The 22,076-nt window shown below is 60.0% G+C and carries 18 protein-coding genes and 4 pseudogenes; 10 read left to right on the top strand and 12 right to left on the bottom strand.

The features are described 5' to 3' along the window. Positions 1-10: 10 nt before the first annotated feature. Both fdxA and AB4Y34_RS29090 read right to left on the bottom strand, forming a co-directional pair. Positions 11-348 (bottom strand): annotated as a pseudogene (gene fdxA, locus AB4Y34_RS29085) (ferredoxin FdxA). Positions 349-418: 70 nt separating this feature from the next. Continuing rightward, a pseudogene (locus AB4Y34_RS29090) lies at positions 419-1,821 on the bottom strand (KamA family radical SAM protein). Positions 1,822-2,064: 243 nt separating this feature from the next. Here AB4Y34_RS29090 and AB4Y34_RS29095 point away from each other — a divergent pair. Then, a pseudogene (locus AB4Y34_RS29095) lies at positions 2,065-2,328 on the top strand (LysR substrate-binding domain-containing protein); the annotation flags it as partial. 110 nt (positions 2,329-2,438) lie between these two features. Here the strand turns inward: AB4Y34_RS29095 and AB4Y34_RS29100 are convergent. Then, positions 2,439-3,365, bottom strand: a complete 927-nt coding sequence (locus tag AB4Y34_RS29100) for a LysR substrate-binding domain-containing protein (RefSeq protein WP_176122067.1) — start codon at positions 3,363-3,365, stop codon at positions 2,439-2,441. Between the two features lie 199 nt (positions 3,366-3,564). On the opposite strand from AB4Y34_RS29100, the gene AB4Y34_RS29105 reads away from it, so the two are divergent. Together AB4Y34_RS29105 and AB4Y34_RS29110 are read left to right on the top strand one after the other, a co-directional pair. Next, on the top strand, positions 3,565-4,824 hold the full coding sequence (locus AB4Y34_RS29105) for an SRPBCC family protein (protein ID WP_368717951.1): 1,260 nt from the start codon (positions 3,565-3,567) through the stop codon (positions 4,822-4,824). A 7-nt stretch (positions 4,825-4,831) separates the two neighbouring features. Next, a complete protein-coding gene (locus AB4Y34_RS29110; RefSeq protein ID WP_368717952.1) occupies positions 4,832-5,980 on the top strand; it encodes a 2Fe-2S iron-sulfur cluster-binding protein in 1,149 nt (382 codons plus the stop codon). Between the two features lie 140 nt (positions 5,981-6,120). Here the strand turns inward: AB4Y34_RS29110 and AB4Y34_RS29115 are convergent, their stop codons facing one another. Next, positions 6,121-7,230, bottom strand: coding sequence for an S-(hydroxymethyl)glutathione dehydrogenase/class III alcohol dehydrogenase (locus AB4Y34_RS29115; RefSeq protein WP_368591951.1), 1,110 nt, complete (start codon positions 7,228-7,230; stop codon positions 6,121-6,123). Between the two features lie 54 nt (positions 7,231-7,284). Beyond that, on the bottom strand, positions 7,285-7,560 hold the full coding sequence (gene frmR / locus AB4Y34_RS29120) for a formaldehyde-responsive transcriptional repressor FrmR (protein ID WP_368591950.1): 276 nt from the start codon (positions 7,558-7,560) through the stop codon (positions 7,285-7,287). A gap of 320 nt (positions 7,561-7,880) precedes the next feature. On the opposite strand from frmR, the pseudogene AB4Y34_RS29125 reads away from it, so the two are divergent. Together AB4Y34_RS29125 and AB4Y34_RS29130 are read left to right on the top strand one after the other, a co-directional pair. Continuing rightward, positions 7,881-8,648 (top strand): annotated as a pseudogene (locus AB4Y34_RS29125) (patatin-like phospholipase family protein); the annotation flags it as partial. 60 nt (positions 8,649-8,708) lie between these two features. After that, on the top strand, positions 8,709-9,329 hold the full coding sequence (locus AB4Y34_RS29130) for a hypothetical protein (RefSeq protein ID WP_176111125.1): 621 nt from the start codon (positions 8,709-8,711) through the stop codon (positions 9,327-9,329). Between the two features lie 32 nt (positions 9,330-9,361). Here the strand turns inward: AB4Y34_RS29130 and AB4Y34_RS29135 are convergent, their stop codons facing one another. Continuing rightward, a complete protein-coding gene (locus tag AB4Y34_RS29135; RefSeq protein WP_368717953.1) occupies positions 9,362-10,138 on the bottom strand; it encodes an SDR family oxidoreductase in 777 nt (258 codons plus the stop codon). An 86-nt stretch (positions 10,139-10,224) separates the two neighbouring features. Between AB4Y34_RS29135 and AB4Y34_RS29140 the strand changes: the two genes are divergently transcribed. Continuing rightward, entirely contained in the window at positions 10,225-10,860 is a 636-nt protein-coding gene (locus AB4Y34_RS29140; RefSeq protein ID WP_368717954.1) for a TetR/AcrR family transcriptional regulator, read from the top strand. Here the strand turns inward: AB4Y34_RS29140 and AB4Y34_RS29145 are convergent. The 3 genes from AB4Y34_RS29145 to AB4Y34_RS29155 all read right to left on the bottom strand — a co-directional run bounded on the left by AB4Y34_RS29145 (position 10,830) and on the right by AB4Y34_RS29155 (position 13,647). Continuing rightward, entirely contained in the window at positions 10,830-11,081 is a 252-nt protein-coding gene (locus tag AB4Y34_RS29145) for an EamA family transporter (RefSeq protein WP_368717955.1), read from the bottom strand. The genes AB4Y34_RS29140 and AB4Y34_RS29145 overlap by 31 nt on opposite strands. A gap of 101 nt (positions 11,082-11,182) precedes the next feature. Continuing rightward, positions 11,183-12,640: an aspartate aminotransferase family protein gene (locus AB4Y34_RS29150; protein WP_368717956.1), complete on the bottom strand. Its 1,458-nt coding sequence runs from the start codon at positions 12,638-12,640 to the stop codon at positions 11,183-11,185. A 29-nt stretch (positions 12,641-12,669) separates the two neighbouring features. Then, entirely contained in the window at positions 12,670-13,647 is a 978-nt protein-coding gene (locus tag AB4Y34_RS29155) for a LysR family transcriptional regulator (protein ID WP_368717957.1), read from the bottom strand. A gap of 139 nt (positions 13,648-13,786) precedes the next feature. On the opposite strand from AB4Y34_RS29155, the gene AB4Y34_RS29160 reads away from it, so the two are divergent. Both AB4Y34_RS29160 and AB4Y34_RS29165 read left to right on the top strand, forming a co-directional pair. Beyond that, positions 13,787-16,072 carry an NADP-dependent malic enzyme gene (locus tag AB4Y34_RS29160; RefSeq protein ID WP_368717958.1) on the top strand — a complete coding sequence of 762 codons (2,286 nt, stop codon included), beginning with the start codon at positions 13,787-13,789 and terminating at the stop codon, positions 16,070-16,072. A gap of 190 nt (positions 16,073-16,262) precedes the next feature. Then, a complete protein-coding gene (locus tag AB4Y34_RS29165) occupies positions 16,263-16,565 on the top strand; it encodes a DUF4148 domain-containing protein (RefSeq protein WP_368717959.1) in 303 nt (100 codons plus the stop codon). A gap of 35 nt (positions 16,566-16,600) precedes the next feature. Here the strand turns inward: AB4Y34_RS29165 and AB4Y34_RS29170 are convergent, their stop codons facing one another. Next, positions 16,601-17,335 carry a hypothetical protein gene (locus AB4Y34_RS29170; RefSeq protein ID WP_176111102.1) on the bottom strand — a complete coding sequence of 245 codons (735 nt, stop codon included), beginning with the start codon at positions 17,333-17,335 and terminating at the stop codon, positions 16,601-16,603. Positions 17,336-17,969: 634 nt separating this feature from the next. After that, positions 17,970-18,131 (bottom strand): DUF1328 family protein, encoded by a 162-nt coding sequence (locus AB4Y34_RS29175; protein WP_176122082.1) that lies wholly within the window; start codon positions 18,129-18,131, stop codon positions 17,970-17,972. A gap of 1,058 nt (positions 18,132-19,189) precedes the next feature. Between AB4Y34_RS29175 and AB4Y34_RS29180 the strand changes: the two genes are divergently transcribed. Continuing rightward, on the top strand, positions 19,190-19,768 hold the full coding sequence (locus AB4Y34_RS29180; RefSeq protein ID WP_368717960.1) for a GNAT family N-acetyltransferase: 579 nt from the start codon (positions 19,190-19,192) through the stop codon (positions 19,766-19,768). A gap of 19 nt (positions 19,769-19,787) precedes the next feature. Beyond that, on the top strand, positions 19,788-21,758 hold the full coding sequence (gene ligD, locus AB4Y34_RS29185) for a DNA ligase D (RefSeq protein ID WP_368717961.1): 1,971 nt from the start codon (positions 19,788-19,790) through the stop codon (positions 21,756-21,758). Here the strand turns inward: ligD and AB4Y34_RS29190 are convergent. Continuing rightward, positions 21,755-21,979: a hypothetical protein gene (locus AB4Y34_RS29190; RefSeq protein WP_368581456.1), complete on the bottom strand. Its 225-nt coding sequence runs from the start codon at positions 21,977-21,979 to the stop codon at positions 21,755-21,757. The two genes, ligD and AB4Y34_RS29190, sit on opposite strands and share 4 nt — an antisense overlap. Positions 21,980-22,076: the final 97 nt, after the last annotated feature.

Here is a 22,076-nt window from a genome sequence, read left to right on the forward strand (position 1 = left end):
CGGGCGACGGTTAGCACGCAACGGACTCTTTCTGAAGATATCGAAGCTTCGACCGAACATCTTTCCAGTCCTCGGCGTCGGGAAGCGGCGCCTGTCGGGCGGCGATCGTCGGCCACTGTTTGGCAAGCTCGGCGTTCAGTTCAACGAACCCGAGTTGGTCTTCGGCAATGTCCTCGGACGGCACAATCGCGTCGACGGGGCACTCTGGCGCGCAAACTCCGCAGTCGATGCACTCATCCGGATCGATCACGAGAAAGTTCGGACCTTGGCGGAAGCAGTCGGTGGGGCAGACCTCTACGCAGTCGGTATAGCGACACCGGATGCAGCTTCGGTTACCACGTAAGTCATTTCGAATCCCTATCAATATGAGTCGATAAGACGCCGGTCCGCCGGGAGCGGACCGGTTGTTGGCAATGGATTACGCTTCGGCCGTTACCGCGGGTATCTCGACTGTCGACTCAGGAACATGCCGGCCAGCGTGCCGCGACATGATATGTACGGTTTTATGCCGCGTGTCTTCATCGGTTTCGAAGAAGAATTTCTTTTCACCGAAAGCCGGAACGAGATCGTGGAGCCACGTCGCGGTGGGATCGAACCTGGCATAGAAGGGGCGACGCACCCAGTCCGGGTTGCGTGCCTGGAGAAACTGCAAGGCAAACACCTTTTCGCCGGCAATCGTGACGATGCCGTCGATGACCACCTTGCCGGGAAACGCGCTCATCGACGGGCCGCGAACCGTACGCGCAAGTCCCGACACCTGCTTATAAGCAGACTGGAATATCTCGTATGCTTTTGCGAGCGGCAGTTCAAAGTAATGACTGGGCCCGGTATCGCGTTCGACGAACATGTAGTAGGGAATGGCGCCCAGACGCACGCCCGTCGTCCATAGTTCCACCCACCCGTTGGGGTCCTCGTTGATGTGCCGGATCAGCGGCGCCTGCATGCGTAGGGTCGCGCCTATCGAGACGATCCGTTTGACCGCGCGCTGTGCGATCTCGGTTCGCAGTTCGGCCGGATGATTGTAGTGGCCCATGATCGCGAGATTTTTGCCGGACGCTACGACCTTTTCGAATAGACGCAGCAAGTCGTCGGAGTCTTTGTCGCTCACATAGCGTTGTGGCCAGTAAGCGACCGACTTGGTGCCGATGCGGATATTCTGGATATGCGAAAGCTCGGGTGCCAGCAGAGGTTCGATATACCCGGCGAGCGAACGCGTGTTCATGACGAGCGGGTCGCCACCGGTGATCAGCACGTCGGTCACCTCGGGATGCAGCTTGAGGTACGCAACGAGCTCGCTCGATTCGCGAGCGTCGAACTTGAGATCGTCCATGCCCACGAACTGCGGCCAGCGGAAACAGAATGTGCAGTACGCGTGGCATGTCTGCCCGGCGCTCGGGAAGAACAGTACCGTTTCCTTGTACTTGTGCTGAAGTCCGCTCACGGGCTGCCCGTTCATGAACGGCACGTTGTGTGTCATCTGTCCGGCCGGGTGCGGATTCATCGCCAGCCGGATACCGCGAACTGTTTCCTCGCTGGCGGCCTCGTCCTTTTTCACGAGCACCAGGTCTCGCAGCTTCGAATAGTCGGCGGGCGAGAGCATGTCCTGATGCGGGAACGTCAGGCGATAGATGGGATCGTCGGGCACCTTGCCCCAGTCGATCAGTTCGTCCATCACATACTGGTCGGTACGAAACGCATGACACGCGATACGACCTGCACGGCCTCACGCAGCGATTCAGGAAGATGTTGCCACTGTGGCGCCTGGCTGATCGTCTGCCGGGTATATGGTTTGAACTTTACAGGGGGCGAGTCGAAAGTCATGGCCTGATCCTTCGTGAGGTTTGGAAAGATGCTGACGAACACCGCCACTGTTGCCGGGCGATGATGAATCGAAGCGAAAGGAATTTCTGCGACGTGAAGCCAACCGAACGGACGGGTGCGTTGTCCGTCGCTCGGCAAGTTGGAATTAATTGTGGCGTCGTCGGCTACCGCCCCGCAAACGATATAAACTCGCAACGTTGTGCGTTTGAGGAAGGAACGTGAGGCGAAAAATTCCCAGTATCGGGTGGGCAGCGCTACGAGCTGTTTTCAATGCTCGTGGAAGCCGCGCGCGCGGGCCTTGGTATCGCGCTCGTACCTCGATTCTTCGTGTCGCACGAATTGGAACTGGGTGAATTGATCGTGCCGTGCAATTTGTCCTTGCGCAGCGACAAGGGCTATTACCTCGTATATCCGGAGTGCAAACAGAATATGCCGCTGGTGCAAGCGTTCGAGCGATGGATGCTCTCAGAAGCAGGCCGATATGTCGAACTCGGCGGATGCCGCTAACCGTCGCCGAGGTGCCTTTACACCAGCAAACACCACAGCGCTCTTCCGGTGGTGGTGATCGGGGTGATATCTGGGCCTGAGCGACAACCGACGCTGCCCTGCGCGAGAAGTCAGCGGGGCGCCGGATCTCCCCGCAGCCATTCGATTAGCTGCGTAATGACCGGTGTGATGGTCCGACCATGCGGAACCACGACGAAATAGGCGTCGCTCGGCCGGAACGTCGCCACGTCCATCCGGACCAGTTCTCCTGAGAGCAACAGGTCATCGACCAGGCGGCTCCACCCCAACGCAATTCCCTGTCCATATCTCACGGCTTGAATCGCATCGGTGTAGAGACTGCACCGCAGCACCTTGTTGAGTCGTCCAGGCCGGTACCCGACCGCGCGAAACCATTCGTTCCAGCCCATCCAACCTTCAGTCGTAGCGTCAGACTCGACGAGCGCCAGCTTCGCCAGTTCATCGAGTGAGCGAGGTGTGCCGTATTCCCGAAGGAACTCCGGGGAACATACAGGGAAGACTTCGACGTCGAACAGCAACGTCGAGGTTCCATCCGGCCAGTTGCCGTCCCCGTAGCGCACAGCGACATCGACTTCGACATGGCGCAGGTCCGCTTTGAACATGTCGGTCGACAGCCGCAGTTGCAATGGGGGGACGAGCTTCTTTAGCTTCGCGAGCCGCGGCAAGAGCCGGAATTGCGAAAAGGCGGCCGTCGACACCAGCACCAGTTCCCGCAATTCGGTTCCCGTCACCAGCCGATCGAACACGCCGGCGATTTTCTGCATCGACTCGGCGACGACCATGTACAACGCTTCGCCCTCACTCGTCAGATCAATCGAACGGTGCAGCCGGTGAAAGAGTTGAACGCCGAGCGTCTCTTCGAGGAATCTAACCTGTCGACTCACCGCGGACTGCGTGACGCCCAATTCACTCGCGGCATAGGTGAAACTCCCAAGCCGAGCCACGGCTTCGAATTCGACAAGGGCGGTCAGCGAGGGAACGATCCGACGATAGCCTTTGGTTGCTTTGGTGGTTTTCATCTTGCTCAGGCGGAACCCTGGTTTGAGAGCAGATCCATGATGCCCGGTTCAGGAGTCCGGTTTCACGTGGATTCTCGCATGATTTAAAGGAATGTGAACCGGCTTATAAAGGACGTTGACGATGCGTTTCGACGATCCAATACTCGACGCCATATCAGTGCCGCGAGCGCTGCGAAACGTTCTCATCACGAGGTCCACCATGTCTGAAGTTCAGCTTCAAACGCATCGCGAACTAATCGAAAGCCGCAAGAAGGGACACGGCATGCCCGGCGAGTTGTTCGGGCGTCGTAACGTCTTCGAGACGGACGTCGAGGTGTTCTTTTACAAGCTCTGGATTCTCGTTGGCGTCACAGCCGATGTACCGGAACCGGGCGATGTCCACACGGTCGACATCGGCCGGGCATCGATCGTCATCGTGCGGGACGACGACCAGAACGTGCGCGCCTATCGCAACGTTTGCCGCCATCGCGGCTCGCGGATCATGAAGAAGGCCGGCAAGGCCAGCGTGGGGATGCTCGTGTGCCCATACCATCAGTGGACCTATGATCTCGACGGCAGCCTCAAGCATTCGACGCATATGGGCAAGGACTTCGACGCAAGCTGCCACAGCCTGATTCCCGTCCATGTGAAGACGGTGGGCGCGCATATCTTCGTTTGCCTCGCCGACGTTCCGCCCGCGGACTTCGAGAAGCTCGAGACCGTGATGGCCCCGCGCTTCGCGCCGTACGATCTGACGCGAACGAAGATCGCCCATGAGATGGAGATCGTCGAAAACGGCAACTGGAAGCTCGTGATGGAAAACAACCGCGAGTGCTACCACTGCGCCGGCACCCATCCGGAACTGACAAACTCGTTCCTGGCGGAGGACTTCGGTTTTTGTCCGGACGGCCAGAGCGAAGAATCGCTGCGAAGCTACGAGGACTACCTGAAACGCAACGCGGCTTGCAGGGAGAACTGGGAAAAGGACGGCTATCTCTGCGCAACGTTCGAATCGCTCGACGAGACTGTGGATACCAACTTCCGGACCCAGCGCCTCGTCATCTCGGGGTCCAACGAATCGCAGACGCTGGACACGAAAGTCGCATGCACGAAACTGCTCGGCGGAGTCAGCCGGCGCGACCTTGGTGACGTCCACATGTGGGGTCATCATTCGTGGACTCACGTGATGAGCGACCATGCGGTGATCGCCTATCTTTTGCCTCTCGCGCCGGACAAGACGCTCGTGCGCACGGTCTGGCTCGTCCACGCGGACGCTGTTGAAGGTGTGGACTATCACCTGAAGCGGCTAACCGAGGTCTGGATTGCGACGACGAACCAGGACGCGGAACTCGTCGCGAACACGCACGCAGGCACGCAGGATCCGGCTTATATCCCTGGGCCGTTTTCGAGCTATACAGAGGCAGCGCTGGATCAGTTTTCGCGGTGGTACGACGCGAAGCTGAGAGCGCACGGAGTTTGAGGTCGCCATGAACGTTGCCGTGGATTCATGTTTCATCGAGCCGGGTCGGGAAATGCCTGATCGCTTTTGCAGTGCGAGCACGTGGGAACTCGCGGACACGCAGTGGCCGAGTCACGAGCAGCGCACGCTCACGTGCACGCGGGTGTCCGCTGAAACGCACGATGTCCGGACATTCGTGTTTAGCGCCCGGGACGGCCGGCTCTTCAGCTTTGAGCCGGGGCAGTTCATCACGGTATCGGCCGTGATCGCCGGCAAGGAGGTCAGCCGTTGCTACACGATCTCTTCGCCGCCGACACGCCCCCATACGCTTTCCATTACGGTCAAACGCACGCCGGGCGGCGTCATGTCGAACTGGCTGCACGAGAACATGAGGGAGGGTGGCGAGCTGAAAGCCTTCGGGCCTTCGGGCGTATTCACACCTTCTTCGGGCCCCGCTGCAAAGCTTCTGTATCTTTCGGCGGGATCGGGCGTGACACCACTTATGTCAATGACGCGGGCGGCACTCGACCTCGGCCTGAATCGCGATATCGTGTTTATTCATAGCGCCCGGACGCCGGAAGACATCATCTTTCGCAACGAGCTTGCGTGCTTGTGCGCGCTCTCGGACAAGCTCCGGGTCGTGCACGTATGCGAGGCGCCCGGGAGTGAGCCTGATTGGTCGGGTCCCGTGGGGCGTCTTGGTCTTGGACTGTTGAGCCAGCATGTGCCGGACTACCGCGCTCGTGTAGTGTTCATCTGTGGCCCGGGCGGCTATATGGACGCTTGCAGAAAGATGCTCGAGGAAGGTGGGCACGATCTTTCCCGATATCATCAGGAAAGCTTCAACTTCGCGGAGACTATGGAGTGCGCTGAAGGGCCGGGCGCGGAGCCCAGCGCAGAAGCGAGCGGGCAGATAGGCTATACGGTGCAGCTGGCGCGCTCGGGTCGCACGTTCACGATGGACGGATCGCAGACGGTGCTCGTCGCTGCGCGCAAGGCCGGTGTGCCCTTGCCATCGTCATGCAGCCAGGGCATATGCGGGACCTGCAAGACGAAAGTACTCGATGGCTCGGTGGACATGAGGCACAACGGAGGCATCCGCCCGCGTGAAATCGACAAGGGCATGCGCTTGATGTGCTGCAGCCGACCGACTTCGGATCTGATTCTCGATCTGTAGCTTTTCCCATTCCGGAGGGACCCAGGGCGCGGATAGCGCGGCCAGCCGCCGCTACGAGCGGCGGCGCCCGCGAAGTTCGCGCGCGTTCCCGATGCCCCGGTTAGCCTGCCGAGACCGGGGCCTCTCTCCGTCCTTCGGTGTCAGTAATGAACCACGGTCCGGATCGATTTGCCCTCGTGCATCAAATCGAAAGCTTCATTGATGCCAGACAACGGCCTCGTGTGGGTAACGAACGGCGCGAGCTGGATCTTGCCCTTCATCGCGTCTTCCACCATGCCGGGCAGTTCCGAGCGGCCCTTCACGCCGCCAAAGGCGGTGCCGAGCCAGCGGCGGCCGGTCACGAGCTGGAACGGACGGGTGGAGATTTCCTGACCCGCACCGGCCACGCCAATGACGACCGACTGGCCCCAGCCACGGTGCGCGCATTCCAGCGCCGCACGCATCACGTTGACGTTGCCGATGCATTCGAAGCTGTGGTCCACGCCCCAGCCCGTCATTTCGACGATGACTTGCTGGATCGGCTTTTCGTAATCCTTGGGGTTGATGCAGTCGGTCGCCCCGAAGGCGCGCGCCAGGTCGAACTTGCCCGGGTTGGTGTCAATGGCGATGATGCGGCCAGCCTTGGCGAGCTTGGCGCCCTGGATCACGGCGAGGCCAATGCCGCCCAGCCCGAATACGGCGACGGTATCGCCTTCCTGCACCTTCGCGGTGTTCTTCACCGCGCCCAGCCCCGTGGTCACGCCGCAGCCGAGTAGGCACACCTGCTCGGGATTGGCCTGCGGGTTGATTCTGGCGAGCGACACCTCGGCCACCACGGTGTACTCGCTGAACGTGGAGCAGCCCATGTAGTGATAGAGGGGCTGGCCGTTGTAACTGAAGCGGGTCGTGCCGTCGGGCATCACGCCCTTGCCCTGCGTGGCGCGCACGGACACGCACAGATTGGTCTTGCCGCTCTTGCAGAACAGACACTCGCCACATTCCGCGGTGTAGAGCGGGATCACGTGATCGCCGGGTTTGACGCTCGTCACGCCTTCACCCACTTCCACGACGATGCCGGCGCCCTCGTGACCGAGCACGACTGGGAAAAGGCCTTCGGGATCGTCCCCCGAGAGGGTGAAGGCGTCGGTGTGGCACACACCAGTATGCGTAATCTTGATCAGCACTTCGCCCTTGCGAGGCGGTTCGACGTCGATCTCGACGATCTCGAGGGGCTTACCTGGCGCAAACGCAACTGCAGCACGCGATTTCATAGTGGTCCTGTTAAGAAAGGGGCGCCAATTGCGGGGTGGAATTCCCGCATTGAACTAGCGTAGATAGGTTCGAACGAGGGTCACGACATCGTCGATCGACCCCGATGAGGCATCCGCGGATCCCGCAAGGTGCGAGAACTCCTCGCGCAGATGGCTTTCGAGCACACCGGCCATCACACCGTTGATCGCCCCGCGGATGGCCGCCAGTTGCTGGAGCACCGGGGCGCAATCGGCGCCGTCCTCCAGCGCGCGCTCGAGCGCGTCCAGTTGGCCGCGAACCCTGCGCACGCGTGTCAGCACACGTTTCTTTTCTTCGGCGGAATGAGGCATGACAGCAACGATGTGTTGATACTAGGGGGCAGTATAGGACAATACTTGGGGGGAGTATACGTGTCCCGGGGATTCGGCGGCCGAAACACCAGGTGAATAGCCGGACTGCTCCCATGGTGCATCCGGCGCGCGGCAACGAATCTGGCCCGTCAGTGGCAGCGTGCGGGCAGACTGGGCGAGGCGAGGCAGGTGCTGTCTGAAGTCTTCGACACCTTCACGGAGGGTTTGGACACCGGCGACTTGCGAGACGCCAAGGCGTTGCTCGATGCGCTCCCATCGAGCAACGCGCGAACGATCGATGACGTGCGCCGATAACGGTGCTGCGCTGGATGCCGTGGCTCAAGGGCTCGCACAGTTTCGGTCTCGATCATTCACCGCTTTATGCGTTCGCGGACATGATGTTGCGCGTGTTTTCTCCCTATCAGTTCAATCCGCACAGTCTGAATCCGTTGCGCGAAGTGCTCGAACGCCAGGTCGACTTTGCGGCACTGCGCCAACGGTGTCCGATACTGCTATATCTGTGCGCGACCAACGTGGAGACGGGCAAGATACGCATCTTCACGGGTGAGGACATCTGCGCGGACGCGGTGCTCGCCTCCGCCTGCGTGCCGACGCTGTTCCATGCGGTGACGATCGCAGGCCAGCACTACTGGGATGGCGGCTATATGGGCAACCCCGCCATTTATCCGCTGATCTATCACTGCAAGACGCGCGACGTGGTGATCGTCCACATCAATCCGCTCGTACGCGCCGGCGTGCCAGTCACGGCCGCCGGAATTCTGAATCGGATCAGCGAAATCAGCTTCAATTCATCGCTGATGCGCGAGATGCGTGCAATTGCATTTGTCACGGATCTGATTCAGCAAGGTAAACTCGCTCGGGACGAGATGAAGGAAATGCTGATTCATTCGATCCGCTCCGACGCCGCGATGTGCGCGCTCAGCCTGTCCAGCAAGTACAACGCGGATTGGAGCTTTCTCTGCGAACTGCGCGACAACGGCCGCAACGAGGCCGATGCGTGGCTCGCGCGGCACTACGCGGATATCGGTCGACGCTCCAGCATCGACATTCGCGCGGAGTTTCTCTGAGCAGCCTGCTGAAGAAAGCGGCGGACAGTCGTAGTGAGCCACGTGCGCAAAGGAGCAGAGATGAGCCACTTGCAGGAACGCTTCGTCGAGTTATGGACGCGCTGCGGCGGCGCACGCGCCGAGGCTGTCTATGCCGATCTCGCGCAACGTTACAGCGAACCCATTCGTCACTATCACACGCTGCGTCACGTTCGCCGCTGTCTGCGCTATTTCGATGCGGCACGCAGCGCGATCCCGCATCCTGATCTCGTGGAACTTGCGCTGTGGTGCCACGACATCATCTATGTTCCAGGCGCAAGCGACAACGAGCGGCGCAGCGCGGACTGGCTTCGACGCTCGGCCGGCGATCGCATCGCGATGTGTGAGCGAATCTGCGCAATGATCCTCGCTACCCGACATACCGGCGCGCCGGAAGAGCTCGACGAGCGCTTTACATGCGACATAGACCTCGCTGTCCTGGGCGCAGCGAGATCCCGGTTTCTCGCGGAAGGAGTGCGCGTGCGCAGAGAGCGCTCGGACCTTGACGACCTCGCATATGACTTGCAGGAGCGAAAGTTTCTGGGCAGCCTGCTTGCACGACCTCGCATCTATTTCACGGACTATTTCCACGCGAGATGCGAGATGCGTGCTCGCGGGAATCTCACGTGGCGGCTCGCGTCGGAGACGCCGGGATCGCGGTAGACCCAAGCGGTGCTTAGTCCCGGGATCAATGTTTAGAGCCGGGCGCCGCCGGTCGCGTCGATCACCTGTCCCGTAGTCCAGCGTGCGTCATTCGAGGCCAGGAAGGTGATCACGTCAGCCACGTCGTCAGGTCGACCCACTCGCGAGAATACTGACATGGCCTCCGCGCCGGCGCGCGCCTCCGGTACGGTCAGCCACTCCGCATTCATGTCGGTGTCCGTCACACCCGGCATGACCGTATTGACCGTGATGCCGCGACGCCCGAACTCGGGAGCAAGCGCCAGCGTCAGGGTCTCAACGGCACCCTTCGATGCGGCGTACGCGGGATGCGTTGGCGCGGCCACACGCGTAAAGCCAGTCGAAACGTTGATAATTCGTCCATTGTCGCGGAGATGATCGGCAACGGCCTGGATCAGAAAGAACGGTGCCTTGAAGTTGACCGTCAGGACCTCGTCGAAGGTCGCTTCACTGGTCTCGGACAAGGGAATCCCGGGTGCAATGCCGGCGTTGTTGACTAGAATGTCAAGCCGAGGTTCGCCCGTGGCGGCAATCGCGGCTGCCTTGAACTGCTCCCAGATACTGTCCGTTGCTTCCTTCCCGCGGGTCAAGTCCGCTTTGATGGCGACGGCTTTTGCTCCGAGGGCCTGGATCTCGCGAACGGTGGCGTGAGCGGCATCCGCGTTGCTGCCGTAATGCACGCCGATGAGCGCGGCTCCTTCTCGCGCGAAGGCCAGTGCCCCAGCACGGCCGATACCACGCGAGCTTCCCGTTATGATGGCCGTTTTGCTTGAAAGCTTTCCAGACATCATTCACTCCTTTCCGAATTGAATAGTGATCGTTATATTAATGACGCTGGAAACACGCTGTCAATGTTTTTTATAGGAATCGCTACAAAATGAGTTACCCCGCCCGAAAACGTGGCAGACCGAGGTTGCTGGAGCGCGACGTGGGGCTTGATGTCGCCGCGCGGCTGTTCTGGGAGCATGGATACGAGGGCACCTCGATAGCCGACCTGACCGAGGCCATGGGTATCCCGCCGCCGTCCCTCTACGCAACGTTCGGCTCGAAGGAGGAGCTTTACAGACAGGCGGTCGACCATATCAGCAAGCGTGAGAACGGGCAGTGGCTGGAAGCGCTGCAAGGAGACATGCCGGCCTACGATGCGATAGCGTTCTACCTGCACGACGCCGCGGCACGCTTTACCGACCCGGGAAGGCCGCGCGGCTGCATGATTTCGACGGCTGTTCTTCAATATGCCGAAAAGAGCGAGTCCGTCGCACGGACGGTCGCCGAGCGGCGGGAGTCCTGGTTCCAGGCCGTCAAGACACGCTTCGACCGTGCCGTCGCCGAGGGTGAGCTTGCCGCTGAGACCGACACCGAAGCTCTCGCCCGCTTTTACGAGGCGGTTGTGCAAGGCATGTCGGCGCAAGCCTGTGACGGGGCATGCAGGGCAATATTGAAGCGGCTGGCTGATATTGCGCTGTCGGCATGGCCTCGGCCTCACCCTCGTCGCAAGAAACCGGTTGCGTGAGTGTATTGGTCTGGAGTTGTGTAAAAGATGAGGAGGATGGGCCAAATCTCGGGGCCGCGGATTCGTGCCACGAAGGGAATGAGAATCGCGGCAATCACGGCAAATCGCAGCCCAGCGAAGAATAGCGGTGGCAGCACCGTGAGCCCCGCTTTTACGACGACATACTGAAATCCCCACAGCAAAGGAACAAGCAGGGCCGCTGCTATATGAATAGCTTCCATTGGTAACTAAACCAATCAGCCCACAAATAGACGCGGGAAATGCGTCGCGCCCCTTCGTCAGCAGTTACGCAGCCGGGCTGCTGATCAGTGTCTGCACGGCGTCACGGCACACCTGCTTGCGCGGCGCGAATCATTGCCCGAAGGCTCGTCTGCACATCCGTCTCAGTGGTGGCCCAACTGGAGACGCTGATTCGCATGGCGACGCGGCCCTGCCATACTGTGCCGCCACACCAGCAAATCCCCTCGGCTTGAAGACGGTCAATTACGGCGCGCGTCATCTCCGGGGTACCAAATGAGACGAGCACCTGATTGAGTACGACACGATTCAGGATTTCAAAGCCACTGGCCTGGAGACCTTGGGCAAACATTCGGGCATAGCGGCAGGTACGTTCGACTAGCCCCGCAACGCCATCTCTGCCCAGGTTAAGAAGCGCGGCCCAGATATCCACACCACGCGCTCGTCTCGAGGATTCCGGCGTGTAGTGCGACGGTTCTCGGTCAGTCGCATCGCCCTCTGCCAGGTATGCGGCATTCAACGACATTGCCGCACGCAGAGTGGCAGCTCTGCGCACTAGAACGATGCCATTGTCATACGGTACGTTGAGCCATTTATGCCCATCCGTCGCCCAGGAGTCGGCTTCGGCGACGCCATCCGTCAGAGTGTCGAACTGACGATTTGCAAGCGCCCATAGACCGAATGCACCATCAACATGGACCCAAGCCCCGGCTTTCCTCGCAAGCCGGCATATCTGGCGCGCCGGATCGAAATCGCCGGTATTCACGTTGCCAGCCTGGATGCACACGATCGTTTGCTCATCCAGTTCCGGAAGCTCGCTGACTCGCATCCGGCCCTGGTGATCTGTTGGCACTACGATGACCCGCTCGCGTCCGAGTCCTAACATCGACAACGCCTTGGAGACGGTCACGTGAGTCTCTTTACTGACGACTACGCGGAGTTCCGGAGCGCCGTAGAGCCCCTTCGCCTCCACGTCCCAGCCCAGGCGGGATAGCAGGGCGTGGCGTGCTGCCGCCAGCGCCGCAAAGTTCGCCATCGAGGCACCCGTAACGAAGGCTCCTCCAATGTCGTCCGGCAAGCCGAACAGGTCGCCGATCCAGCGTAGCGCGACGTCTTCGAGCGTTGCCGCGATCGGCGAAGTCCACCGAAAACACGCGTTTTGATCCCAGGCAGTGGCGAGCCAGTTTGCTGCGATGGTCGCGGGCAGCGCGCCGCCGATCACCAAACCGAAGTACCGTCCGCCCGTTGTCGCGACGGTAGCGGGTGACCCAGCCTCGTCGAGGCGGCGCAAGACTTCACGTGCATCCAGCCCAGCGTCTGGCAGTGAGTGCCGGAATTCGTTCAGGCCTTGCAATGCCTGGGTAGAAACGTTGACAGGCCTGTCATGCACAGACTGAACATAGGCGAGCGCACGTTGCGCGGCGTCCTGCAGCAGTTCGGCGGTCGGGGTCAGTCGGCTGCTTGTGCACTTTCGTCGAGTGTCATTTGGTTCGTCCCGAAGGTTTAGGCATAGGATCATGCGGGCGCAATAGAAAATGGTCACGTTTCTCAAGCAGCGCCTTGCGACCAACGCTACCCGAGCGACGCTGGATCGCTCACTACCTTGGTCTGGTATTGCGCACGCAATGATGCGGCGAAAATCGTATCTATCTCGCGCGGAATACCCGGGCGGGTGAACAGCGCAACGGGTGGCAAGGTCCAGTCGAACGCATAGGGGACAATCGCCACACCCGCAATCCGTACCAGTTCTTCCGCGATGTCTGCGGGCATGATGGACACCGCGTTCTCGTTCAATGCGACCGTCTCGCCAATCAGCCGCGGCGAAAGGCTTTCGACAACGGGAAAGGGCGGTGTAACGCCGGCGTACAGGAACAGATCGGATATCTGGTCGCGCATCGGGGTTTGCGATGCACCGAGAATCCAGTCGAGTTCGGCGAGTTTTCGCCAGTTCATTGCGCTGCGCGAGAGTCTGGCAGCGAGGCGTCGGGACGCGATCAGACGGGGTTTTTGCTGATGAATTACTTCGAAATGAAGGTCGTCGAGATCGACGCTCGACGATGCCCGTCCGATCACGATGTCGAGCGTATGGTCGCGCAATTGGGACATTAGCCCTTCGCTCGTGCCTTCGTGGATGGAAAACGTGAGCCGCTGCGAAATCTCCGACTGCGTATGACGGATTGCCGACGCCAGAGTCTTTCCTGAAATGAAGGAAATCACGCCAATGTGAAACCGCGTTGCGTGACCGGAGATCAGCGCACCGACATCGGATGCGAGGTGGTCGAGATCGTGCAGCATCGACTCGGCGCGTGCGAGGGCGGTCGTGCCGAGCGCCGTCGGAATCATGCCGCGCGACGAACGCTCGAACAGCGCGCCCCCGAACATATCCTCCAGTTCAGCGAGGGCATTCGTGATGGCTGGCTGACTGCTCGCCATGTGCTCGGCTACGCGTGTTAGAGAGCCATGTTGCCGTATTTGCAGCAGCAACATGAGATGGCGCATTTTCAGGCGCGCGCTCAAGCGCCTTATCACTTCATCCGTGTTGAATGACACGATAGTGGGAATCCAGCCATAACCGAAAGGTGATGCCCCGATAATAAAACAAAATAAACCCCGCATGCCTCGTTCCTAGAATGTGTTCCATGACGATCAGCCGGGATGGGCCCGGCGTACACACAGGAGCACGGCACATATGGACAGGACCGAACGCGAGGCAGCCCTGCAGTATCACGAGTTTCCTACGCGGGGCAAGATATCGGTGAGCGCAAGCAAACCGCTCGTCACGCAGCGCGATCTCGCACTCGCGTATACGCCGGGCGTGGCGGTCGCATGCGAGGAAATCGCGGCGGACCTGCGCGAATCGTTCCGCTACACGAGCCGAGGAAACCTGGTCGGCATGATCACGAATGGCTCGGCGGTGCTGGGTCTCGGCAATGTCGGTGCGCTCGCGTCCAAGCCGGTGATGGAGGGCAAGGCGGTCCTGTTCAAGAAGTTCGCGGGCATTGACGTCTTCGACATCGAAATTACAGAGAGCGATCCCAACAAGCTCGTGGATATCATCGCGAGCCTCGAGGCGACATTTGGCGGCATCAATCTGGAGGACATCAAGGCGCCCGATTGCTTTATCGTCGAGCAAAAGCTGCGCGACCGTATGAAGATTCCCGTTTTCCATGACGACCAGCACGGTACTGCGATCACCGTATCGGCCGCGTTTCTCAACGGTCTGAAAGTGGTGGGTAAGGACATCTCGAAGGTGAAGGTCGTCACTTCAGGCGCAGGTGCCGCGGCGCTCGCGTGTCTCGAGCTGATGGTCGGTCTCGGACTGCCCCGCGAAAACGTCTGGGTGACCGACATCGAAGGTGTGGTCTATCAAGGACGCAAGGCCGCGATGGACCCCGACAAGGCGCGCTTTGCACAGGCCACGTCGGCGCGGGTGCTGTCCGATGTCATCGAAGGTGCCGACGTATTCCTTGGGCTTTCGGTGGGGGGAGTGCTGACGGCGGAAATGGTGAAGCAGATGGGGCCGCGTCCGCTGATTCTCGCGCTCGCCAATCCCACGCCGGAGATCTTTCCGGAGAAAGCGCGCGAAGCCCGTGATGATGCGGTCATCGCGACGGGCCGTTCGGACTATCCGAATCAGGTCAACAATGTCCTGTGCTTTCCTTATGTGTTCCGCGGAGCGCTGGACGTTGGTGCGACCACCATCACGCGGAACATGGAAGTGGCCGCCGTTCACGCGATTGCCGGCCTCGCGCAAGAGGAACCGAACGACTCCGTCGCGGCCGCGTATGGTGCGTACGATCTTTCCTTCGGGCCGCAGTATCTGATTCCAAAGCCGTTCGATTCCCGGCTTATCGTGCGCATCGCACCCGCCGTCGCAAGGGCTGCGATGGAGGACGGCGTGGCTACGCGCCCGATTGCCGATTTCGATGCTTACGCGGATCAGCTTCAGCAGTTCGTCTATCACTCCGGCGCGTTCATGAAGCCGTTGTTCGCCGCCGCGAAGCAATTCGTGCGCGAGGGTAGGAACTCGCGCATCGTCTTCACGGAGGGCGAGGAGGAACGTGTTCTGAGGGCGGTTCAGGTGATCGTCGACGAGAAGCTGGCGCGGCCGATTCTGGTCGGCCGACCGGAAGTGCTGCTATCGAGAATAGAGAAATTCGGCCTGCGGCTGAAGCTCGGCGAGGACGTCGAGGTCACGAACCCGGAAAACGACGAACGCTTTCACCAATACTGGACGACGTATTGGGAACTGCGGTGCCGCGATGGGATCACGAAGGAAATGGCGCGGGTTGAAATGCGCCGCCGCCTGACGCTGATCGGCGCCATGATGGTGCGACTGGGCGACGCGGACGGGATGATATGCGGGACTGTCGGTGCTTATCACAAGCATTTGCGCTTCATCGACGAAGTGATCGGCAGGAAACACGACGCACAAACTTATGGGGCGGTGAATATCCTGCTGCTCGACAGGCGCACGCTGGCACTCGTCGACACACACGTCAACGACAACCCCACGGCGGAACAGATTGCGGAGTTCACGGTTGCGGCCGCAGCGCAAATGGCATGGTTGAATCTGTCGCCCAAAGTTGCGTTGTTATCGCGTTCGAATTTTGGCTCGGGCAGTTCTGCATCGGGCGAGAAGATGCGGAAAGTACTGGCACTCGTTAGCGAACAGGCGCCCGACATCGAGATCGACGGTGAAATGCACGGAGATTGCGCGCTGGATGAAGCGCTGCGTCAGCGTGTTTTACCCACGTCGCGACTGAAGGGCGCCGCCAATCTGCTGGTCTGTCCGAATGTCGATTCGGCAAATATTGCGTATAACCTGCTGAAGACGGAGGCAGGAAGTAATGTTGCTGTGGGGCCGTTCCTGCTCGGCGTCAATGCACCCGTCAACATACTGACGTCCAGTTCGACGGTTCGTCGGATCATCAATATGGCCGCGCTCACGGTGTTGCAGGCAAATCGCGACTGAGTACAAAGCAACGTTCCTCTGGACCAATGCCAGTTGCCGCTGCGCGCTCGACGACGTGAGCGCGATGCCAGCGCGGTTCAGATGGTGGCGGGGCCGTTTTGCCAGTTGCTGCGGTATGAAGGAACGACCTGGCGACGAGGCGCCAGTCGCGACGACGTACTATCATGCAATGAAGGGAAGTCCACGTACTATGACCAAGTCGCTTAAGACAGGATTGACGCTTCCTGCCGTGGTACTTTTGCTCGCTGGCTGTGTCGTCGGCGGCATGCCATATACCGGGCGGCATCTCAGCCCGGCGGAGTGCCGCGACCTGGCGGCGCTCAAAACCAACGCGCCTCCGACCTTGGCACAGCACCAGAACGAACTCGCGGCCTTGAGGAAAGCAGGTTACGACCCGTCGCCGTGGAATGACGACCCGTACTACCCGGATGATCTGCAAGCGGCCCAGCGCCTGGTCGACTATTGGTTCCAAACTGAGTGCCTGCCGCATTGATTGCAGTTGGCCCGGCGTCTTCGGCTATCAGCCGCTTACTGCGGCTTCGTCAAATCCTGCCCAATTGCTGCGACGACTGCCTGTTCGCAATCCTTGAGACCTGTCACCGACTGATCGAACTGGTCGGTCAGCGTGCCGAAGCTGCCATAACGATATTTGGCGTCTGCTTCGATATGAATCGAATTGGCCTTGATGTCCCAGCCGCAAGCGAATGTCTTAAAGTACATGTCCTGCCTGGACTTGGAATCGAGCAGGCGCGCACGGATAACGACCCACGGAATGAAGTCGCTCGTGTCCGGTGGGGATGCATAGCCAAAGGAAGTAATCCACACGTTCAGGATGGCATCCGCGTCGGTCTTGATATCTGAGAAGTCGTCCGACTTGCCATCGCTTGCGAGCTTGACGCTCTGGCCGTGCAACGCAACGATCTGATAGCCGGCATTGGAAAGTCGCGCTGTAAGGCCATCATCAACAACGGGAGCGAAAACGATTTTTTCGCTCGCCACACGCTGCGTGTACGTACTCGTATGATTGGCGTTGACCCCTGCTTGCACCAATCCACCAATCAATCCAAATGCTCCAGCAGCGCCACCGAAGTTGACCACGCTCTCTCCGCGCGGTTCCTTGACGTCCAACATGGCGATCGTATGGAGCTTTTGTCGATTGCTGGCGGCAAGGTCGGTTTTCGGAAGCGAAGTGCAACCGGTGAGCAGTGTTGTGACGACAAAACCCGCGGCGAGCACGAACTTTGAAAGTGCTTTGGTCTTCATGATTGTGTATCTGTGGATTGAGAGCGTCGACGCCCAGCGCCTTTTTGAATAATGGCCATCCCGGGAAATCAGGGACCGGCAAGCCATTTATCGGCATCCCAGGTATGAACTTTAGAACTGCGACGAAGCTAGACGCGCTTTCTGATCCATGAAGACATCGAACACTATTGCGCGTGTCCGCACTCGACAAACAAAGTTTTACACGGCGCGACGGGCTGTTTCCGGACCGAAACCAGCCATCTATTCGCAGCCTCTCGATTGCTCGTCGGTTTGCGACCGACCTCGTCGTCGTCGGGGATTGCTTTGGGAGCGACGCGGCCTGGCCGGCCTCAAGCTGCTACGTCACCGTCCAGCGGTTCGGCAACTTCATGTCCTCGGCCCTGCTGGTTCCGATGCCGATCGGCAGCACCCTATGCATGGCTCATGGCATGGCTGCATCGCAGTCTTTTTGGCCTGGTGATGTTCTGCGTCGCAAGGCGCCATGGCGAGTCGGGGTGACCCTGCCGCGAGGTCGACGGTTATCTCGTCTCACCCAGCAAGTCGGCGTGTTCGCGCTGCTCCCGTGTTTGACGTTAGAGGCGTTTTCTGATGTTTCGCACCAACATAACGGCGCCCGCGTTTGCAATGTCTCGTGTCACCGTCGCATGAGGCCCATCACGAGCGTGACCAGGAAAATCACAACGAATATGACGAAAAGTATTTTTGCGATGCTGGCTGCACCTGCAGCGATGCCGCCAAAGCCGAACGCTGCGGCAATGATCGCAATGATGAAAAATACAAGGGCGTAATACAACATGATGTGTCCTCCTCCCATCGCGGGCAGCTCGCGTTATATGCACGCTTGACGTTTTAGTCATAGCAACTCCCGTTCCTCACCGGATGGACCAGGCATATGAATGCCACGGGAACGGAATCAGCCAGCTATCGCAGTACTCCATGGATGGTCCGACGAATGACCACCCGGTTCATTCGTCGCGGCCGGCGGCTTCGAAGTCTCGACAGAAGCGGGCCGTTGCCATCTCGCCGAGGCGAGCGCGGTGCTCGACCGCCTTGCCGTCGCGTCGATGCATCCCGTGGACCAGGTCGATTGTCCGGCGCTAGCGCGTGTTACTTCAATCATTCGGCGGCGCAGATAGCGCCCCCATGCGGTCAACGTTTCCATATCGTCGTCAATCTCGCGGCAAGGACGCCATTGCTGGCTGCCCGGATGGGCGTCGATGGGAGTTTGCGGTTGTGCAGCACCCGAGGCGCGGCGACTCATGATGCGTGTCTGGCATATTCGTTGCGCTTCGGGAAATGCCGGCTTGCGAAATCTGGCACCCCACCGGGTATAGCGCAGATTCGCCCAACGGCGTTGCCGCGAGTTTGCGGTCATTCAAGGGAGGCAATCATGAAAGCAACGAAGACAGTAATCGTCTGTCTTGCATTGGCGCTAGCGTCGGTCGGCGCGGCCTATGGGCAGGGCGGTGGAGGCGGTGGAGGCGGTGGAGGCGGTGGGACGAGCGCTGGTGCTGGCGTGGCGGGAGGAGCCAACGGAGCGGGCCAGGGTGGTGCGGGAATCAGTGCGCCGAACACAGGCGCGACCAGTGGTTCGACATCCATGTCGAAAGGTTCGACGGCGGGGTCGCCAACCCGACTCCCACAGAAAGCCCCACACGCTAAAGGCGCGTCGGACACGGCTGCATCAGGCGCGCAGTAAACAGGCACAGCGAGGCGATGTCCGATGAGCAGATTCCTCGGGCACTCGTTTTGTCAGTCGCATGTTGCATCCCGACGGGGACGCATGAGGTTTCAGGAATGACCACTGATGCAACGAAAACAGGCTGAAGCCGAAGGCGCGTCAACGGAGGACCAATGACTCAGTCATGCATTGCCATAACCGTCCGGCGCGAGGACCCTGCCTCGCTTGATGGACAAATCCTGCTTGATGAACTCAGCGCCACGCTGGCGGTATTTTCAGGCGATGGCGGGCAGTCGAGGTTTTGTCTCGCCGACTTTCACTCGTCGAATGGAAGGTTTTACGTTGCCCGCACCCTGGTCGGGGAACCGGTTGGATGCGGCGCATTCTGGCATTTCGACTCGCGCACGGCGGAACTCAAGAGAATCTACAGCAGGCCGCATTATTCAGGCGTCGGTAAAGTGATTCTGCAGCAGCTTGAAGTCAACGCGGCAGCCGCCGGTTATCAAAGGCTGGTCCTCGAGACTCGCGCGGTAAACAGGCGCGCGATCCGATTTTATGAGCGCAACGGCTTCAGGGCGGCTCAACGGTACGGGTCATACGTAGAACAGTCCGACGCGTGCTGCTTTGAAAAGATGCTCCTTACCGCAGGAGGTGAAGAGGCTGGTTGGCCGACCGGCAGGCAACGCGGCCCAGATCGTTCAATGCGCGAACGCAGTTGTGGCGATGCCGATCGAATTGACCGTCGTCAATGAAGCCGAATAGGCTCATCACATGAGCAGCCGGTGGAACTCCTCGCGGACCCGTCGCGCCCGTGCTCCTGTGGGTGAGCCCGGAACGTTCCCCGTTCTGATCGAGCCACAGCTCGCTACGCTGGTCGATCGCGCACCGGCAGGCGGCGACTGGTCGTACGAAATCAAGTTCGACGGTTATCGGATGATGGTCCGCATCGAGCGTGGCACCGTCCAGATTTTTACCCGCAACGGACATGATTGGACTTCACGTATGCCCAGTCTGACCGACGCACTCACGGCTTTGCCAGTCGAGGAGGTGTGGCTCGACGGCGAGGTAGTCGTGTTGGACGCGGAGGGTCGCCCCGACTTCAATGCGCTTCAGAATGCCTTTGACCGGCGCAGCACCGCGGACATCGTCCTGTTCGTCTTCGATATCCTCTGGCTGAACGGCACCGATCTGCGTGAACACCCGTTGCGTGAGCGTCGCAAGCTTCTTCGCGCATTGATGCATGAAACGGACGCCGATGTGTTGCGATTGTCGGAAGACTTCGCGAAAGACCCGGTGTCGCTGGTCGCTTCCGCTTGCCGCATGAAGCTCGAAGGGATCATCGGCAAGCGCCGCGACGCGCCATACCGCTCCGGACGATCCACCGAGTGGATCAAGCTCAAATGCAATTTGCGCCAGGAGTTCGTGGTAGGCGGCTTCACCCGGACCAAAGGTGCGCGCTCAGGTGTTCATTCCCTGCTGCTCGGCGTGTACGAACAGGATGGGTCGCTGCGCTACGCGGGCAACGTCAAGCCATACTTGTCCAGTCGCGCCGCGCACGCCTTCCTGCGGCGCGCCAGCCCAGTCACCGCTAGCAAAACAGCGTTCTACAACCCTCCCAAACCGGAAAAAAACCGCGACTATCTTTGGTTGGAGCCGATGCTCGTCGTCGAGTGTTCGTTCCTCGAATGGACGCCCGCTGGCGAAGTCCGACATCCGGTTTTTCATGCGATCCGGGAAGACAAGGCCGCGGGCTCGATCACCGAAGAGCCGATGATCGCCGTCGAGTCGGACGAACCGGTCGAGGCCGATATGGGCTCGACTCGCCAGCGTCCAGGGCCGAAAGGAGCCGTGACGATCGGCGGCATCCGGATATCCAACCCCGAGCGGGTCATGGATGAGGTGACCGGGCACACCAAGCGCGACATGGTCGAGTACTACGCTGCGATATCCGAATGGGCGTTGCCGCATCTGCATAACCGGCCGTTGGCGTTGGTTCGCGCGCCAAACGGAATTAAGGGCGAATTGTTCTTCCAGAAACACAGCGAAAAGTTCCAGATTCCCGGCGTCGAAGAACTGCCTGCCGAATTGCATCCGAGGCATCCGCCGCTGCTAGTTGCCAACAAACCGGAGGCGCTGATCGGTCTCGCCCAGATGGGCGTTGTCGAACTGCACTGTTGGAACGCCGCAGCACCGGACCTCGAGCATCCCGACCGGATCATCTTCGACCTCGATCCCGACCCGAACCTACCATGGAGCGCAATGCTGGAAGCGGCCGAGCTGCTGAAGGTCGTGCTCGACGAGATAGGTTTGCGGTCATTCCCGAAAACCAGCGGAGGCAAAGGATTCCATGTCGTCGTGCCGTTGACGCGACGTCAGGCCTGGAGTGAAGCAAAGGAGTTCGCGCAGGCGGTCGCCCGTCACATGTCGCGGGTGGTGCCAGACCGCTTTTCGGCGGTCCTTGGTCCTAAAAACCGCATCGGCAAAATCTTTATCGACTATCTTCGCAATGGCCGCGGCGCGAGCACCGTTGCCCCTTTCTCGGTCAGGGCCCGTTCCGGAATGGCAGTTTCGATGCCGGTGTCGTGGGACGAATTGCGGGGGGTCGGCCGAGGCGACGAATGGACCATGCGCAAGGCGATCGAACGTCAGCGTTCCCTGAAGTTCGATCCATGGGAAGACTACTGGCGCACGCGGCAGGGAATCACCGCCGCGATGCGCCGCGCCGTGGGCATGAAGCGCTAGCTGCCGCGCTGCTCGGTGCCTTTCAGCTCAGCGTGCCGGTGCGAATGCGTCGCTGCGTACTTGAGCTCGTAGTGAGCTCCTTTGCCGCTGCGTGTCGGGGGAAAATGCTCTCCTTCCACGCACGTTACTTCGAAAGTCCCCTTGCCATCGTCATGGACAACCGAATAGATGCCGGACGTTTTGACGATCTCGCCGGGCTTGAAAGAGTTATCGCCTGCCATGTTGACTACTCCGTTGATGAATAAACCGGACCAGCAATGGCTGTACCACGCGCGCGAGACATGGGGATGTTGATGATTTTCGTCGCTGTCGTGCGAT

Origin of the sequence: Paraburkholderia sp. BR10954 (genome assembly GCF_040965775.1) — a bacterium.
Taxonomy (GTDB): domain Bacteria; phylum Pseudomonadota; class Gammaproteobacteria; order Burkholderiales; family Burkholderiaceae; genus Paraburkholderia; species Paraburkholderia youngii.